Annotated in this window: 16 protein-coding genes; 5 read left to right on the forward strand and 11 right to left on the reverse strand. The window is 35.3% G+C overall.

Annotated features, from left to right (window positions below):
* Positions 1-48: 48 nt before the first annotated feature.
* The 3 genes from EL260_RS16550 to tpx (EL260_RS16560) all read right to left on the reverse strand — a co-directional run bounded on the left by EL260_RS16550 (position 49) and on the right by tpx (EL260_RS16560) (position 1,959).
* Positions 49-669 (reverse strand): alpha/beta hydrolase, encoded by a 621-nt coding sequence (locus EL260_RS16550; protein ID WP_228445602.1) that lies wholly within the window; start codon positions 667-669, stop codon positions 49-51.
* Positions 670-806: 137 nt separating this feature from the next.
* Complete coding sequence (locus EL260_RS16555) at positions 807-1,382, reverse strand: Crp/Fnr family transcriptional regulator (RefSeq protein ID WP_228445493.1); 576 nt, start codon at positions 1,380-1,382, stop codon at positions 807-809.
* 73 nt (positions 1,383-1,455) lie between these two features.
* Positions 1,456-1,959 carry a thiol peroxidase gene (tpx, locus tag EL260_RS16560; RefSeq protein ID WP_123856370.1) on the reverse strand — a complete coding sequence of 168 codons (504 nt, stop codon included), beginning with the start codon at positions 1,957-1,959 and terminating at the stop codon, positions 1,456-1,458.
* A 326-nt stretch (positions 1,960-2,285) separates the two neighbouring features.
* Between tpx (EL260_RS16560) and EL260_RS16565 the strand changes: the two genes are divergently transcribed.
* Both EL260_RS16565 and EL260_RS16570 read left to right on the forward strand, forming a co-directional pair.
* On the forward strand, positions 2,286-4,502 hold the full coding sequence (locus EL260_RS16565; RefSeq protein ID WP_123856371.1) for an NADP-dependent isocitrate dehydrogenase: 2,217 nt from the start codon (positions 2,286-2,288) through the stop codon (positions 4,500-4,502).
* A gap of 132 nt (positions 4,503-4,634) precedes the next feature.
* Entirely contained in the window at positions 4,635-5,129 is a 495-nt protein-coding gene (locus tag EL260_RS16570) for a DUF6265 family protein (protein WP_228445495.1), read from the forward strand.
* A gap of 110 nt (positions 5,130-5,239) precedes the next feature.
* On the opposite strand, the gene EL260_RS16575 is transcribed toward EL260_RS16570, so the two are convergent.
* From EL260_RS16575 to EL260_RS16590, 4 genes are all read right to left on the reverse strand, one after another.
* Positions 5,240-6,232 carry an MBL fold metallo-hydrolase gene (locus EL260_RS16575; protein ID WP_123856373.1) on the reverse strand — a complete coding sequence of 331 codons (993 nt, stop codon included), beginning with the start codon at positions 6,230-6,232 and terminating at the stop codon, positions 5,240-5,242.
* Between the two features lie 148 nt (positions 6,233-6,380).
* On the reverse strand, positions 6,381-7,382 hold the full coding sequence (locus EL260_RS16580) for an aldo/keto reductase (RefSeq protein WP_123856375.1): 1,002 nt from the start codon (positions 7,380-7,382) through the stop codon (positions 6,381-6,383).
* An 87-nt stretch (positions 7,383-7,469) separates the two neighbouring features.
* Positions 7,470-8,375, reverse strand: coding sequence for a helix-turn-helix domain-containing protein (locus EL260_RS16585; protein WP_123856376.1), 906 nt, complete (start codon positions 8,373-8,375; stop codon positions 7,470-7,472).
* 329 nt (positions 8,376-8,704) lie between these two features.
* Positions 8,705-9,157, reverse strand: a complete 453-nt coding sequence (locus EL260_RS16590; protein WP_123856378.1) for a hypothetical protein — start codon at positions 9,155-9,157, stop codon at positions 8,705-8,707.
* Positions 9,158-9,641: 484 nt separating this feature from the next.
* On the opposite strand from EL260_RS16590, the gene EL260_RS16595 reads away from it, so the two are divergent.
* Positions 9,642-9,929: a GNAT family N-acetyltransferase gene (locus EL260_RS16595; protein ID WP_068943752.1), complete on the forward strand. Its 288-nt coding sequence runs from the start codon at positions 9,642-9,644 to the stop codon at positions 9,927-9,929.
* On the opposite strand, the gene EL260_RS16600 is transcribed toward EL260_RS16595, so the two are convergent.
* Positions 9,930-11,027 carry an MBL fold metallo-hydrolase gene (locus EL260_RS16600; RefSeq protein WP_123856380.1) on the reverse strand — a complete coding sequence of 366 codons (1,098 nt, stop codon included), beginning with the start codon at positions 11,025-11,027 and terminating at the stop codon, positions 9,930-9,932.
* A 175-nt stretch (positions 11,028-11,202) separates the two neighbouring features.
* Between EL260_RS16600 and EL260_RS16605 the strand changes: the two genes are divergently transcribed.
* Positions 11,203-12,738 carry a S41 family peptidase gene (locus EL260_RS16605; protein ID WP_123856382.1) on the forward strand — a complete coding sequence of 512 codons (1,536 nt, stop codon included), beginning with the start codon at positions 11,203-11,205 and terminating at the stop codon, positions 12,736-12,738.
* Positions 12,739-12,832: 94 nt separating this feature from the next.
* Here EL260_RS16605 and EL260_RS16610 read toward each other — a convergent pair whose 3' ends face one another.
* The 3 genes from EL260_RS16610 to EL260_RS16620 form a co-directional block, all read right to left on the reverse strand.
* Positions 12,833-13,423, reverse strand: coding sequence for a hypothetical protein (locus EL260_RS16610; protein ID WP_123856384.1), 591 nt, complete (start codon positions 13,421-13,423; stop codon positions 12,833-12,835).
* 12 nt (positions 13,424-13,435) lie between these two features.
* Positions 13,436-13,945: an RNA polymerase sigma factor gene (locus tag EL260_RS16615; protein WP_123856386.1), complete on the reverse strand. Its 510-nt coding sequence runs from the start codon at positions 13,943-13,945 to the stop codon at positions 13,436-13,438.
* Between the two features lie 132 nt (positions 13,946-14,077).
* A complete protein-coding gene (locus tag EL260_RS16620; protein WP_123856388.1) occupies positions 14,078-15,706 on the reverse strand; it encodes an NADP-dependent glyceraldehyde-3-phosphate dehydrogenase in 1,629 nt (542 codons plus the stop codon).
* A gap of 239 nt (positions 15,707-15,945) precedes the next feature.
* On the opposite strand from EL260_RS16620, the gene tpx (EL260_RS16625) reads away from it, so the two are divergent.
* Positions 15,946-16,446 (forward strand): thiol peroxidase, encoded by a 501-nt coding sequence (gene tpx / locus EL260_RS16625; protein WP_394343549.1) that lies wholly within the window; start codon positions 15,946-15,948, stop codon positions 16,444-16,446.
* Positions 16,447-16,510: the final 64 nt, after the last annotated feature.

Below are 16,510 nucleotides of genomic sequence, written 5' to 3' on the forward strand. Positions count from 1 at the left end.
ACTTAAAATTTTCCAGAGCTTTGTCTATCTTGATTGTTATTTTGTATTTTAAAGTGATGCCGCTGCTTCTAAAATCAATTGGGTAACTTCATTAGGGTGTGAAGCTAACGAAGCATGTCCTGCATCCAATGTAATTATTTTTTTAGGCTGAAGACTCTCTGCCATTTCTTTTTCCGTTTCTGCAGGAATCATATGGTCATTGGATGAAATCTGATACCAGCTTGGTTTTGTTTTCCATGCCGGCTCTCCTGCTTCGTCTCCAAAACATTGCCCATGAATAGGCTTTTGAGACAATGCCATTACAAGCGCTTTTTCATCATCCAGATCCTGGCAGAAAGCTGATTTAAATTCATCATATTTGATCCATAAAAAACCTTTACTATCCGGATAAATACTTGCTCCACCCGGAGATTCTCTTCTTCCCAGAAGTGCCCCTAAACTATCACCAGCATCCGGTGCAAAGGCAGCAATATACACTAACCCAACTACTTTATCATGGTTTCCAGCTCCTGAAATAACTGCGCCACCGTAAGAATGTCCTACTAAAAGAACTTTCCCTTCCTGAGCATCAATAAGATCTTTTGTTTTATCAATATCGTTCTGTAATGAGGTAAGAGGGTTCTGAACACTTCTCACTTTATATCCTGCTTTTACCAGAGAAGGAATAATGTATTGCCAATGAGATCCGTCTCCTCAAGCTCCGTGTACCAAAATAATGGTTAAATCTTTTTGTTCCATAATAATAAGTATTAAAATTTGATAATGATAAAGCTACCAACTAAAATATTATCAGGCGTTAACTTAAGTTAATTAACGATCCTGCTCCGGATTCTACTCAAAGATTGTTCTGTAACGCCAAGGTAACTGGCAATATGTTTTTGTGCAATTTTCTGAAAAAGAAGGGGCTGTTTTTTTAAAAGATTTAAATACCTGTTTTCCGGAGAACGGCATAGTAAATCATCAATTCTTTTTTTGGCATCCAGATAAATCTTCTCACTCATCATTCGTCCGAACTTCTGCCAATACGCTTCTTTCTGATATAATGCCTGCAAATCCTCTTTACTCAACAATAAGATCTCGCAATTTTCTAATGCCTGGATATTCATATTAGATACGGTATCACAAAGTATACTTTCGTAATCGGTAAAAAATTCATTTTCAAAATAAAATCCGAAATTAATTTCTCTACCCTGATCGTTGATATAAAAACTTCTGACCGTCCCTTTTTTGATAAACCCTAAATATTTACATTTTTCACCTTGTTTCAGGAAAAAATCTGATTTTAAAAGCAAGGTATCCTTAAGAAGTGTATAAAACTCATCAAAATGCTCTTGGTCTACCTGAAAAAGTTCACCATATTGTTCGTAAAGTTTTGTCATCATCTATTGTGTGTTTTGGATTCAAAAAAAGCCTTGCAAATCAACTTCACAAGGCTTTTTACAAAAATTATTTCTACTAATTATTTAATGCTGCAAGGGCTGCATCATAATTAGGTTCATCAGCAATTTCTGAAACCTGCTCAGTATACACTACTTTATTGTTTTCATCTGTAACAATTACAGCACGGCTTAAAAGTCCTTTCAATGGAGAATCTGTGATCGTTACTTCATAATCATCCCCAAAGCTGCTTCTGAAATCTGAAAGAGTTTCTACTTTATCTAATCCTTCTGCTGCACAGAATCTTCCTAATGCAAAAGGTAAGTCTTTAGATACATTGATAACCACCGTGTTTTCAAGTTTTGAAGCTTCTTCATTGAATTTTCTGCTGGAAGCTGCACAAGTAGGTGTATCAATACTTGGGAAAATATTGAATACTTTCTTTTTTCCTTCAAAAGTTTCAAGAGTCTTCACATTTAATCCTGAATCAACCAATGCAAAATCTTTAACGCTGGTTCCTACAGCTGGTAATGTTCCTATTGTGTGTACTTCGTTTCCTTTTAAAGTGATTGTCGTTGACATAATATTTATTTTTTTAGTTTTTCAAATTTAATCAAAATAGAAAATTTTTCTATCTAATATAAGGTTAAATTAATCTTAAAGTAGAAATAAAAACACTTTAGTCTGTCCATCAGTTTTTTAAACAATTCCCAATCTGAATTCAAGTCTTAAAAACTTCAAAGTTGAATTTAATATCAATTTTAATGCATCCGGAGAATATACAATTGTTCAGATATAAAAAGCAAAAGAAGCTTTTGGCTTCTTTTTTTATTTAAAAATTCCCTAAAAAAACAATCATATTTAGTAAATTTGTGGGACTTTAATTTCAAATAATAAATAACAGTATAATGTCAGAAAAATCAAAAATTTACTACACATTAACGGATGAAGCTCCAATGCTGGCTACTCACTCGTTTTTACCTATCGTAAAAGCTTTCACTAAATCAGCAGATATTGAGATCGCTGTTCCGGATATTTCCCTGGCAGGCAGAATCTTAGCTAACTTCCCTGAATTTTTAAAGGATGACCAAAAAATTGGTGATGCTTTAGCCGAATTAGGAGAATTGGCAACTCAGCCGGACGCAAACATTATCAAATTACCCAATATTTCTGCTTCTGTTCCTCAATTAGATGCAGCTATTGCTGAGCTACAAGGAAAAGGTTTCGCAGTACCAAATTATCCTGCAGAACCTAAGAATGATGATGAGAAAGCAATTAAAGCTAAATATGCAAAGGTTTTAGGAAGTGCGGTAAACCCTGTATTAAGAGAAGGAAACTCTGACAGACGTGCTCCAAAAGCTGTTAAAAACTATGCAAAAGCAAATCCTCACAGAATGGGTGATTGGGCTTCTGACAGCAAAACTGACGTGGCTCACATGAACAATGGTGATTTCTACGGAACAGAAAATTCTACAACGTTAGAAAACGCTACAAAATACAGAATCGTATTCAAAGGAAATGAAGGAGAAACCGTATTGAAAGACTTTGCAGGTCTTCAGGCTGGTGAAGTAATCGATTCTTCTGTAATGAACCTAAATGCTTTGAAAGTATTCGTTCAGGAAGCTATTGAAGAGGCTAAGAAAAGAAATGTTCTCCTTTCTGCTCACCTTAAGGCTACGATGATGAAAATCTCTGACCCTATTATTTTCGGGGCTATCGTAGAAACCTTCTTCAAAGAGGTATTCACTAAATATGCTGAGACTTTCAAATCTTTAGATATTAATCCCAATAACGGTCTTGCTGATCTTTTCGAAAAAATAAAAGGAAATGCTCAGGAAGCTGATATCAAAGCTGATATTGATAAAGCATTAGCTGAAGGTCCAAGAGTGGCCATGGTAAATTCTGACAAAGGAATTACAAACTTCCACGTTCCTTCTGACATCATCGTTGACGCATCGATGGCTGCCCTTGTAAGAGGTGGAGGTAAAATGTGGAACAAAGACGGAAACGAAGAAGATACAGTTTGTATCATTCCGGACCGTTCTTATGCAGGTTTCTATCAATCAGTAATTGATGATATGAAAGCGCACGGAAAATTAGACCCAACCACTATGGGATCTGTTCCAAACGTTGGTCTAATGGCTCAAAAAGCTGAAGAATATGGTTCTCACGATAAAACGTTCCAATTATCTTCTGAAGGAACTGTAGAAGTTCAGGATGAAGCTGGAAATGTTCTTCTTTCTCAGAAAGTAGAAAAAGGAGATATCTTCAGAATGTGTCAGACTAAAGATGCTCCTATCCAGGACTGGGTAAAATTAGCTGTAAACAGAGCAAGACTTTCTGACACTCCGGCTATTTTCTGGTTAGACAAAGGAAGAGCTCACGACAGAGAGATTATCAAAAAAGTAGAAAAATATCTTGCTGATCACGATACTACAGGTCTTGACATCAGAATTCTTGATGTAAAAGATGCCATGACTGAAACGCTTAAGAGAGCTAGAGAAGGAAAAGATACTATTTCTGTTTCAGGAAATGTATTGAGAGATTACTTAACAGACCTTTTCCCAATCCTTGAGCTTGGTACTTCTGCTAAAATGCTTTCTATTGTTCCATTAATGAACGGTGGTGGTTTATTTGAAACAGGTGCCGGAGGTTCTGCTCCAAAACACATTGAACAATTCCTTGAAGAAGGATATTTAAGATGGGATTCTCTAGGTGAATTCTTAGCACTACAGGCTTCTTTAGAGCATTTAGCACAAACTCAGGGGAATACAAAATCTCAGGTTTTAGCGGATGCATTGGATGAAGCGAATGCTAAATTCTTAGCTACAGATAAGTCTCCTGCAAGAAAAGTAGGCCAGATTGATAACAGAGGTTCTCATTTCTATTTAGCAATGTATTGGGCTGAAGCTTTAGCTAACCAAACTGCTGATGCTACATTAGCGGCTCAGTTTGCTCCGGTTGCACAGGCAATGCAGGAAAACGAAGAAGTAATCAACGCAGAATTAATTGGTGCTCAAGGTAAACCTCAAAACATTGAAGGTTACTACAAAACTGATACGTATAAAACTTACGCAGCGATGAGACCAAGTACTGTTTTAAATGAAATCATTGACGGGATCTAATTTTAGAGACTTCAATTCATGATATAAAAAACCTCGCAAATTGCGAGGTTTTTTATTTTAGTAATGCCTCCATAAAACAACATTATCCTTTTTATTATTTTTTTATATATTCACAAAACCAAACTTATTATCATGAAAAATTCATTACTTATTTTATTTGCTGCAACATTAGTTTTATCCTGTAACCAAAACACAAAAACTAATCAAAGTGGAAAATCAGAAACGAACTCAGAAGCTGAACCTATTGCAAATTTTGATTGGTTAACCGGAAAATGGAAAAGATCAAATGAAAAAGCAGGAAAAGAAACTTTTGAAAATTGGAACAAAATAAGTCCGACAGAATATGCTGGAATTGGATTTACCCTACAAAAAGGAGATACCATCAACAAAGAAACCATGAAGCTTGTTAGTTCCAATGGGAAATGGAGTCTATTGGTTAAAACTCCGAAAGAAAAACAATTCATTGAATTTAAAATGACAGAATCTAAAAACAATGAATTTATATGTATAAATGATTCTTTAAACTTCCCGAAACGAATTCAATATTCGTCAGAAGGCAACCAATTAAAAGCTATTATTTCTAATGATGAAATGAAAGTTCCATTTGAATTTGAAAAAGAGAAATAATACCTTTTTAGCTTTTTTATTGGGTATGGGGATATAAGACTAAAACTAAATGATTTTTTATAATAATAGCGGACTTTAGCCCGCTATTATTTAGTATTTTAAAAACTTTCTTAATTCATAAAACTCTCAGCAATCCACTCAAATCCCGGAGCTTTTATTTTTGTGAAACCCAGTCCTGGCCATGGCAAATGAGAAGCAAATGCCCTGATCTTTGTATCCGCCAACTGCTTAAGAAATTTCTTTCTGGAATTGGCAGCAATATCCAGATCTGTATCCCCTGAAAATCCCCAATCAGGATGAGGGAAAAGAATAATATCTGAGTGAATAAGATCAGCAATATATATCAGCTTTTCGTTCCCTGATGATATTGTCGTAACGGTTAATCCGGGAGTATGTCCGGGAGCTAATTGAAAATTGAAATGATTATACAGCGTCCTGTTTAAATCATAAAATTTCAACGTTGGCTGAATAGCTTTCAATATATTCTGAAGTGCCGGAATAATCTGGGTTAGCATTTCGGGATGAGCCTTCAAAGCACTGTGATTAAAATCATTGATGGAAGCATTCATCCAAAAATCATATTCTATTTTCGAAATAAAAATAGCAGCATTGGGAAAAACAAGCTTATTCTGTTTGTCTACCACTCCACCCATATGATCGGGATGGGCATGAGAGAGGAAAATGTCAGTGATATCGCTTGCTGAGAATCCTGCTTTCTGAAGGCTTTTTAATAAAAACCCAGTTCTTTCATCCGCAAATATTCCCATCCCTGTATCCATCAGGATCAGTTTTTCCTTTGTTTTAACAAGCAGAATATTGATCGCCATATCAATATAATCTTCTGATCGGAAATTGTCTTTAAGTATTTTTTTTAGTTCAGTCACATTTCCTCTTGGCGCAAATGAGCTCAGATTTTTTTCATGAATATATCCATCTGTCAGAATAAACAGTTCTAATTCTCCCAATGTAATCTTTTTAAAACCGGCAAGATCATCTCCTGTTTTTTCGGAAATGACCTTTGTTTCTGCCAATACATTCGAAAAAGGGATAAGACTTAATGTCCCTGCCAACAACCCATTTTTCAATAGTTCTCTTCTATTCATAATGTAAAATAGTGTTTTTTGAATTCATCATAACCTAAATAACATCTCCGAAAGGAAATGTTCTATGGCAATGAATGTGATAATATTTTTTAATGTAAAAAAACTGAGCTTCTGCCATTCAGAAACTCAGTTTAGGTATAATTAGTGTTTAGTTATTAACCAATTTCATTGATCCTTCACTATATCGTTCTCCTACATTCGGATATTTTTTCAGAATGGCATCAATGGTATCCAAATCTGACTGAGACAACTCAATATTGGCAGCTGCAACATTTTCTTCTAAATATTTGATACGTTTGGTTCCTGGAATGGGGATGATATCGTCTCCCTGATTCAACACCCATGCTAAGGCTAACTGAGTTCCTTTTACTCCTTTAGAAGCAGCAAATTCATTGATTTCATTCGCGAGTTTTGTATTGTTTTCAAGATATTCCTGCTGATAACGTGGCAATGATTTTCTAAAATCATCATCTCCCAGGTTTTGTACTTCATTAATATTCGCAAAAAGACCTCTTGCCAATGGGGAGTAAGGCACCAATGAAATCCCTAATTCTCTGATCGTTGGCAGAATTTCATTCTCAACATCTTTAGTAAGGATAGAATACTCTGACTGTAAAGCAGCTAAAGGATGAATTTTATTAGCTTTTCTAATAGATTCTGCGGAGGCTTCAGACAATCCGATATATTTTACTTTACCTGCTTTAACCAACTCTGCCATAGCACCCACAGTTTCTTCAACCGGAACGTTGGGATCTACCCGGTGGGCGTAATACAGATCTATCGTATCAATTTTTAACCTTTGAAGACTTAAATCCACAGCCTTTCTGATCCATTCCGGAGAACCGTCAAAATAAGTTCCCGGAGCACCACTATGACTGGCTTTTCCATCTTTAAATCTGAATCCGAATTTAGTAGCAATAAAAATTTTATCCCTGTTGGGTACTAGAACTTTAGAAATTAATTTTTCATTTTCTCCATTCGCATACATATCTGCTGTATCCCAGAAGTTAACTCCTAAATCTAATGCCTTGTGTAAAGTGCTGATACTTTCTTGCTCATCTGATGGACCATAAGCAAAGCTCATCCCCATACAGCCTAATCCAATTGCAGAAAGTTGTTCGCCGGTGTTTCCTAATTTTTTAAATTTCATGATGGTATTTATTTTAATTCTATGAGACAAAATTAGAACATGAACCCACCATCTTTGATATAGAATTCAAACTAAGAATTATAAAATTCAAACAAGGTTCAATCTTAAGGCATTAGGAGTTATTCCAGTTTGTTTTTTAAAATAGTTGGTAAAATAAGCAGGTTCTTCAAAACCTAATCCATAAGCAATTTCAGAAACATTCCAATCTGTATGGGTCAGCAAAGCATTCGCTTCCTGTATCACCCTTGCTGTGATTTGCTGGCTTGTGGTTTTCCCCGTAATCTCTTTTACGGAACGGTTTAAAGAATTGACATGAATAGAAAGACTCTGAGCATAGTCATTGGGCGTTTTTAACTTTAAAAAAGCTTCCGGACTGTCAATTGGAAACTGTCTTTCCAACAGCTCCATAAATAAAGAGGCTACTCTTTGAGAGGCATTCTGGTAAGGTTCAAAGGTTTCCGCCGGATGCATTCTCATGGTTTCATGAATCATCAGGTGAAGATACGCTCTTAGCATATCATACTTGTGAACATAATCCGATTCAATTTCCGTCATCATTTTAGTATACAGATCAGAAAGTACCTTTTGTTGCTCTTCTTCCACAAAGAAAACCGGAGTTCCTCCAATTTTGAATAGAGGCGAGTCCTGGAGATTCCCCAAACGGCTTCCATTTTGTAAAAACGATTCTGTAAAAAGACAAAACCAACCTTTCTGATCTTCATCATCTGCTTCCCATGAATACGGAACAATAGGATTGGAAAATAACAAGGCAGGACGATCCACGCGAATCCATTTATCAGCATAGTGAAGTTTACCCTTTCCTATAATCAGAGAAATTTTATAATAATCTCTCCTGCTGTAAGGGGTTAGTGGGGAACAATATTCCCTTGAAAACACATTGAAATGCCCCAAATTTTGAGGTCCCAGACATTGAGGTCCCAAATTGGGAGCATTTCGTTCATAAAAGCCTTGTAATGATTCTTTAGAGTCCATAGATCAAAGTTATAAAATTCAAACAAATTAATGCATATAATTATTTATTTGGCCAAGAGAATAACAAGATGGAAGTTAGGGACTAGAAAATAGAAGTTTTTTTTAGTTCATTAATTCTATTGACATTTTATAAGAATTAATTCACTGAATAAGCTTTTTGAGATCTTAAATGAACCATAGAATCTTTAATTTTTATATTAATTGAGTTGAATCAAACTAAGAACCATTTATAGACACCTAAAAACAATATTATTCATTACTTATCATAAAAATAGCCAGCACGAATGCCAGCCATTTTAATAGTGAATATATATAATAATTGATAATGGTTAATCCCAATCCCCATGGCGTCCATGGTTGTGTTTATTTTGTTTTTTGTAATATTTTGCTCTTTCTTTATAGTATTTATCCCTGTTTTTACGGTATTTTTTATAATCGTTTTTTCTTTCGTATACAATAACAGGGTTTTGCCCTCTGTAATATCTTTTTTTAAAGACAAGATATTTTTCTCTTCCAATAATTCTTTCCAGCTCTGAATATCGGTCTCCTCTCCATCTTCCAGGCTCTACTACATATACTCTATTCCATGAATCATAATTACGGTATCTATCATTGAGAGCATACACCTGATTGGCTTGTGTAGTGGAAAGCAACAGATCAGCCACTACTGTCTGCCAATTAATATCTGAAATACTTCTTCTATAATCATTATAATAATCTGATTGGGCATAGCTCAGACTAAACGTCCCCATCAAAAATATTGTTAGCAATAACTTTTTCATTTCATTCCTCTTTTAAATTAAACATGGTGAAGTAGTCAATTAAAGTGCCAACTATTAACTCTAATTCCTAATATTTGTTAATAAAAAATATAAACAACTGATTATCTTTCAAATAATTTATAAATTATAACAAGTTTTGAAATTTTTATTTGTCAGAAAACGATATTTTTAACGGGGTACATATGATTAAACAGAGATATGATATACTGATTTTCAGTTTAAAGTTTATGGTTTTTAAGGTTACATTTCAATTGCAAATTATCTGTGGGCTGACTAAAGGCAATAAAGCTGATGTTGATATCTATATGGATAATAGTTGCTTAATGACAAAACCTTTTACCTTTTAATCATCTAATACTTTTATAAAATTCGTTAAGATTCTCAAAAACTATTATTTCATGTTAAATAATTTTGTAATTTTAAAGGAAGAGAATGCTTTCGGGAGTTCTCAGAATTATTTTTTATCAACCAAATCTCAATAATTATGGAAAATATAAAATTTATGGTATCTCCATATCAGGATGAACTGCAGTTGTTTATTGATGAGAAAAAAGCGGGTTATATGTCCATAGAGGTTGACGGAAGACTTCTTATTGTATATTATACCAAGCTGGATGAAGAGCGTGAAGGTAAAGGCTATGCCAAATTATTGCTGGATGAACTGGTTCGTTATGCAGAAGAAAAAGATTTGCTTGTAGACCCGGAATGTGATTTTGTACGTCAACAATTTGAAAATCATCCCAGAAGGTATAAAGATATCTGGCATGCTTAATCAGGCCTCCCACCAGACTGAAAATTGCTGATCTTTAAGATTGAGATCTACTACCTCTCCAATCATCGGAGTAAGGATATCTAACCCTTTTTCTTTACCGAGACTTGTTATTTTCTGTAAAGGCTCATTCCAGGGATGAAGTGCCAATGCAAACTTAGCAGCGTGTACCGGAATGATATGTCTGGCATCAATATCTATGGCTGCCTGAATGACATCTTCCGGTAAAGTATGAATATACCTCCATGCTTCACCATATTGTCCGTTTTCAAGAATAGCATAATCAAAAGGTCCATATTTCTCTCCTATCATTTTAAAATGGGAATCATAACCACTGTCACCTCCAAGGAATAATTTTTTAGTAGGAGTTTCCAGTACATAGGAAGTCCAAAGGGTATCATTCTGCTTTAATCTTCTTCCTGAAAAATGTCTTGCCGGAGTAAAGATCAGTTTTATGTTATTTTTTAGCTCAACTTCCGTTCCCCATTCTTCTTCGATAAGTTGTTGTTCCGTATATCCCCATCTTTCCAGGTGTGCCCCAACTCCTAATGGAACAATAGCCATTCCGGTACGATCTTTAATGGATTTAACAGTCGGGTAATCCAGATGATCAAAATGATCGTGGGTAATCACAAGATAATCCAGATCCGGAATGTGCTCAGGTTTAAAAATGTCAGATCCTTTAAACGCTTTATTAAAGTATTTGAAAGGTGAGCCATACAGGCTTAATACAGGATCAATTAAAAATGAAATGCCATCGGTCTGTATATAATAAGATGAATGCCCCAACCAGATGAAAACATCTGTATTTTTATCCAGACTTTTCAAATCTGAAGGAAGGGAAGGAATTTCTTTTAAAGGCTTCAGTAAAGGATGCTTTTTTCCTAAAAAGAAATCATAGGTTACTTTGGTCATTTTATAGCCTTCCGCAAGGGAGGGTGTATGACTGATATTCTGAAATTGTTTATTCCGGTAAAGCTTCGACTGTCTGATACGTTCCAATCGTTTTCCTTTTGGTACTGCACCGAATGCCGGTCTGTTAATTACTATACAATAGGTTGCTGCCAACAGAATCACAACCACAAGAATCCAATACATCATTTGTAAAAAATAAACATCAAAGGTACCTACTTTTTGTGATTACATGAAAATAAGATGCATTTGAGTCTATTTTTTAACTAAATTTATCATGTGTTTCAGAAAATTTATTATTCATTTAAGTGATGATTAATTTTAAACTTTCTATTTTAGCGGCTTAAAAAAACTCAAAGATATATTGAAAAATTACTCGGTAATATTTATTCTGGCCATGCTTTCCTCATGTGCGTCTATCAGAAGGCACAACGAACAGCGGGCCTCATGTATCCCACCGGAGCAGCTTAAGGAAGATGTAGATTTTGCCTACTCAAAACTCCAGCAGATGCATCCACAACTGTATTGGTATATCCCCAAACAGGAATTAGATCATAAGTTTGACAGTCTTAAGCAAACCCTTAACGAACCTCTTACCCCACTTCAGTTCTATTTTAAACTTCAACCTGTAGTTGCCGGAATCCGGGAAGGACATCTTTCATTAAGAGTTCCGAGAAAAAAATTCACAAAAAGAGAAATTAAAGAATTAGAACAGAAAAAAGGACTGTTCAGCAGATTTGGTTATTATATTTCCGGAGATCAAATGTATATTACGGAAAACAGAGATTCTATTGAAAAGATTCAACCGGGAACTGAGGTTCTGTCTATCAACAATATTCCGGTATCGGACTATATCAAAAAATACAGAAACGTTATCAGCAGTGACGGGTATAATACTACTTTTCAGCCCTATTTTTTAAAGGATCTCTTTTTCAATTATTATACTGCAGAAAACGGATTAGCAGACAAGGCCATCATCGAAACGCTTTATAAAGGTGAAAAACGTACTTACACTTTAACGCGGGAATCAAAATTAGATACCGATATTCAAAAGGATAAGGAGATGAATAAGCGTACTCCGGAGAAAAAACTCAATGATTATGTTGCGGCCAGCAACTCTTATAACCGAAGTTTTAGGTTTCTGGATAAAGACAGTACGATTGCTTATATAAAAGTGAAAAGTTTCTCCCGTGAATATTCGGGCGAGTTTTATAAAAAAACTTTTTCAAAGATTAAAAATGCAAAATCAGATTACCTCATCATAGATGTCCGTAATAATTATGGAGGTTCTCTTTATGAGATCAATAATCTGTATTCCTATCTTACAGATAAACCTTTTACCCTGATAAAACCTTCACAGGTTACCTCAAGAGATATCCCGTTAAGGACCAATTATTTTAGAAAAAGTACTCCGTTAGACTATGCCATTAAAAGTATCTCTTATCCAAGTTACTTTTTTGCCCAAGCTTTTAGTACTTATAAAAAGGACGGAAAGGTTTTCTACAAAATGAAGGCTGATAAACCTACAAAGCCCAATAAGGAAGCTTTTCACGGTAAAGTTTTTGTTCTTATTAATGGCGGAAGCTTTTCTGCCTCTTCTATTATTACGGCAAAGCTTAAGAATGATAAAAGAGCAACTCTTGTAGGAGAAGAAACAGGAGGTGCCAATGACGGAACAGTAGCAGGTTTTTATTCTTATCAAAAACTGCCTAATTCCGAGATTACATTTCCAATCGGACTGCTTCTGGTACAACCGAATATTGATTTTTCAGACACTAAAAAAGGAGTGATTCCAGATATAGAGATCAAAGAAAATATGCAGGATATTATTGATAAAAAAGACCCGCAACTGGATTGGATAAGAAATGAAATTGGTAAGGAGAAGGCAGAGAAAAATTAACTGAAAAAGAAAGATTTTGAAGTGAAAAAATTCAACATTTCTTAATGTATAAATAGGTTTCGGCGGGCTTTAAGCCCGCCGAAACCTATTTAGTTTACCTCTTCAGTTCTTTTAAAAGGGATTCTATATGATTGATATATCTTCCATAATAACGATGAAACCAGAATTTTCCAGAGAAAAACAGTAAAAATAATCCTCCGATGACACTTCCAATCAGAATAAGTGCAATCTTCGTCTCGCTTAAAGGCTGTGGCCGGGGAATAAACTCCAGCACAATAAGGATCTCACATACTATAAACGGTGCAAAACTGATATAGTAGGATAAATAATATTGTTTATTGAGATTCAGCTGAGTGATGAGGTCCTTGAGAGAATCATTGGTTTTAAGTTCTGTATTGCTGATATTATTATACAGTTTAAAAAACTTGCTGTAAAAGAAAACCGTAACAATAAGCATTGAAGCAATCAAAACCGTAATATACAATTGAAGTTTAAAAGGTCTGCAAACGGAGCAAACCATAAAGGCAAAAATGAAGATTCCTACCACCCACCAGAATTCCATTCGCATATTTTTACGTACTTTTTCTAGGGGAAGATTGATTTTATGGCGTTGCTCTGTATTAATTTCAGGCGTTTCGTTTCCAATATCTTCATTCCAGGTATTTTTTAATTCATCTATATTCATTGGATTACTGATTTAAGGTTGGTTAGGGGTATATTGGTTTAAGATATCTTTCAATTTATTTTTGGCTCTGTTCATTTTCACCCTTACATTTCCTTCGGAGATCCCCATCTGTTCGGAAATTTGTTTTCCTGAAAAGTCTTCCAGGTAATAGAAAATAAAGGCCTTGTCAATAGGATTAAGGAGATGAATCGCTTTATACATTTCAGTCATCCGCTCTTCTTTATCATTGTCATACTCTTCGTGGGCAATTATATGATTAGAGAAGTCTTCATTTCCGATAAAACCTCTTCTTTTTTGATTTTTGAGAAAAATAATCGCTGTATTTAAAGCAATTCTGTATAGCCAGGTTGAAAATTCACTTTCCCCCCTGAAATTTGGATATGCCTTCCATAGTTGAAAGGTAATTTCCTGAAAAAGATCATCGCGGTCCTCTTTTTCGGACATATACATTTTGGAAATCTTAAAAATGATTCCTTTATGCTTTTCAATCTTATGGATAAACTCTTGCTCTAGTGAGGTCATAGCTCGTTACTCTATAGAGTTAGTTTTGATTTAAAAAAATTGTTACAGAAATCATTGAAAAAAAAATCCTTAAAAAACAAAGAAGCTTTTCAAGGATTTTTATTGTATGTTCAATATCGCAAGGGATTATTGCTAAAAAATATAATCTGTGCTTAAAAAATTGGAGTCATGCTCCCTTACAATGGTATTCAGTAACTTTTTATTAGAATCTGTAAGTTTTGCGGCTACCAGAGATCTTATTGAAAAGGAACGCAAGGCATCAAAAACAGAAAGTGTTCCTTCTGCGCTGTCTTTTCTTCCGGTAAACGGAAATACGTCCGGACCACGCTGTGCCTGGCAATTGATATTCACACGGCTTACCAAATTTACAAAAGGGTCAATCAGTTTTGCAACTTCCTTTGGATCTTCACTGAAAATACTTACCTGCATTCCATGGGAAGCATTGACCTGATAATCTATAGGTTCTTCAATATCTTCAAAAGGAACCACCGGAATGACAGGACCAAATTGTTCTTCATGATATAACTTCATATCGCTATTTACAGGATAGACTACAGCGGGGAAAACAAAAGATTCTTCTGTGTAACCGCCCTCTTTATTTAAAACAACAGCTCCTTTCTGTATGGCATCTTCAATACATTCTTTCAGATAAGAAGGTTTATTGACTTCCGGAAGCGGTGTTACTTTCACGTCTTTTTCCCATGGTAAACCTGCTTTCAAAGCGGAAACAGCTTCACTTAACCTTGTGGTAAATTCTGCTGCAATTTCTTTCTGTACAAAAATCAGTTTTAAAGCTGTACAACGCTGACCATTGAAAGAAAGTGCCCCAAGAATACATTCACTAACCGCTACATCAAGATTGGCATTTTTGGTAACAATAGCTGCATTTTTAGCATCCAGACTCAGGATTGCTCTTAAACGGTTCACTTTAGGGTGCAATTTTTTCAATCCATTCGCTACTTTACTGGAACCGATAAAGGCCAATACATTGACTTTTCCGCTTTCCATAATCGGAGTAATAATCTCAGAACCTTTTCCATATAAAGTATTTACTGTTCCTTTCGGGAAAGCTTCTTTAAAGGCATTCAATAAAGGATAATGGGCTAAAACTCCGTGTTTAGGTAACTTAAACAAAATGGTATTTCCCATAATCAATGCCGGGATCAGTGTGGTAAAGATCTCATTCAAAGGATAATTGAAAGGCCCCATACTTAAAACCACCCCCAAGGGTGCTCTTCTGATTTGTGCAATGGTTCCTTCTGCCTCCTGGAAACGGGAAGATTCTCTGTCCAGATCTTTTAAAGCATCAATCGTCTGGTTGATGTAATCTACGGTACGGTCAAATTCTTTAGTAGAATCGGCTAGTGTTTTTCCTATTTCCCACATCAGCAGTTTGATAATCAGATCGCGCTGTTGGATCATCAAATAGACGAATTTCTGCATGCACTTGATTCTGCCTTCCACGGACATTGTTGGCCATTCTCCAAGGCCGTTATCGTAGGCTTTTACACAAGCTTCCAGCACTTCCATGGCTTCTTCAGGGCCGATATTTGGAATACTTCCCAACAATTTTCTCTCCAAACCGTTTTCTGTAGGGATACAAACCGGGGAATAAATATTCTGGGTTTCTCCTTTCCATTCCACCAGCTCACCATTGAGAAGATAGACTTTCTGATGAATTTCGGGGACTTTATATTCTTCGGGGATTTCGTTTTCGCTTTTAAAAATATCTTGAAATGCTGGATTGTTTCCTGAACTCATATTTTTAGTATTTAATAATTTGAATGAATTGTGAAGAATAAAGGTAGATGTAAAAATTGATTTTAAGAATAGTGATTCAATAGATTTGCTCTATTTAAGAGCTATTTGAACGAAAATTAACTCAGCCAACTGAAAAAAACGATACTTTTGTTTAAAAATAAATTTCAATGTTTTCAAAAATAGTTTTCAGTACATTATTTCTTTTCTCAGCGTTTAGTTTCGCTCAAAAATCTAAAGCGATCAATACTGTTTTATTAAAAGGAACACCTGTACGTACTTACTCCAAATTACCGGATGTCAACAAACCCGCTCCTAAATTCACCCTTACGGATGTTAATATGAATGACCAGAGCTTAGATGCTTACAAAGGGAGATATGTTATTTTAAATATCTTTCCGAGTGTAGATACGGGAGTTTGCTCAGCATCTGTGCATCATTTCAATGAGGAGGCAGGAAATCTTCCCAATACAGTGGTTCTTTGTATTTCCAAGGACTTACCTTTCGCTCAAAAAAGATTTTGTGGTGCTGAAGGGATCAATAATGTGGTGATGCTTTCAGATTTCCGTTCTGATTTCGGATGGAATTACGGGGTAGAAATGGTAGAATCTTCCATGAAAGGACTTCTCAGCAGGGCTGTTGTCGTAATAGATCCTTCGGGAACCATTATCTATGAAGAGCAGGTACCGGATATTTCTCAGGAACCTAATTATGCAGCGGCAATTCAGGCTGTAAAACAATAAACAAAAAATCTCCGGTAATTATCTGTTACCGGAGATTTTTTTATTACTCTTGCTCCCTTTTTCT

The organism is Chryseobacterium nakagawai, assembly GCF_900637665.1.
Lineage (GTDB): Bacteria > Bacteroidota > Bacteroidia > Flavobacteriales > Weeksellaceae > Chryseobacterium > Chryseobacterium nakagawai.

Bases quoted from the DNA above. Each gene is read 5' to 3' on its own strand.
- EL260_RS16555 (WP_228445493.1), bottom strand. From the start codon at position 1,382: ATGATGACAAAACTTTACGAACAATATGGTGAACTTTTTCAGGTAGAC.
- tpx (WP_123856370.1), bottom strand. From the start codon at position 1,959: ATGTCAACGACAATCACTTTAAAAGGAAACGAAGTACACACAATAGGA.
- EL260_RS16565 (WP_123856371.1), top strand. From the start codon at position 2,286: ATGTCAGAAAAATCAAAAATTTACTACACATTAACGGATGAAGCTCCA.
- EL260_RS16570 (WP_228445495.1), top strand. From the start codon at position 4,635: ATGAAAAATTCATTACTTATTTTATTTGCTGCAACATTAGTTTTATCC.
- EL260_RS16575 (WP_123856373.1), bottom strand. From the start codon at position 6,232: ATGAATAGAAGAGAACTATTGAAAAATGGGTTGTTGGCAGGGACATTA.
- EL260_RS16580 (WP_123856375.1), bottom strand. From the start codon at position 7,382: ATGAAATTTAAAAAATTAGGAAACACCGGCGAACAACTTTCTGCAATT.
- EL260_RS16585 (WP_123856376.1), bottom strand. From the start codon at position 8,375: ATGGACTCTAAAGAATCATTACAAGGCTTTTATGAACGAAATGCTCCC.
- EL260_RS16590 (WP_123856378.1), bottom strand. From the start codon at position 9,157: ATGAAAAAGTTATTGCTAACAATATTTTTGATGGGGACGTTTAGTCTG.
- EL260_RS16595 (WP_068943752.1), top strand. From the start codon at position 9,642: ATGGAAAATATAAAATTTATGGTATCTCCATATCAGGATGAACTGCAG.
- EL260_RS16600 (WP_123856380.1), bottom strand. From the start codon at position 11,027: ATGATGTATTGGATTCTTGTGGTTGTGATTCTGTTGGCAGCAACCTAT.
- EL260_RS16610 (WP_123856384.1), bottom strand. From the start codon at position 13,423: ATGAATATAGATGAATTAAAAAATACCTGGAATGAAGATATTGGAAAC.
- EL260_RS16615 (WP_123856386.1), bottom strand. From the start codon at position 13,945: ATGACCTCACTAGAGCAAGAGTTTATCCATAAGATTGAAAAGCATAAA.
- EL260_RS16620 (WP_123856388.1), bottom strand. From the start codon at position 15,706: ATGAGTTCAGGAAACAATCCAGCATTTCAAGATATTTTTAAAAGCGAA.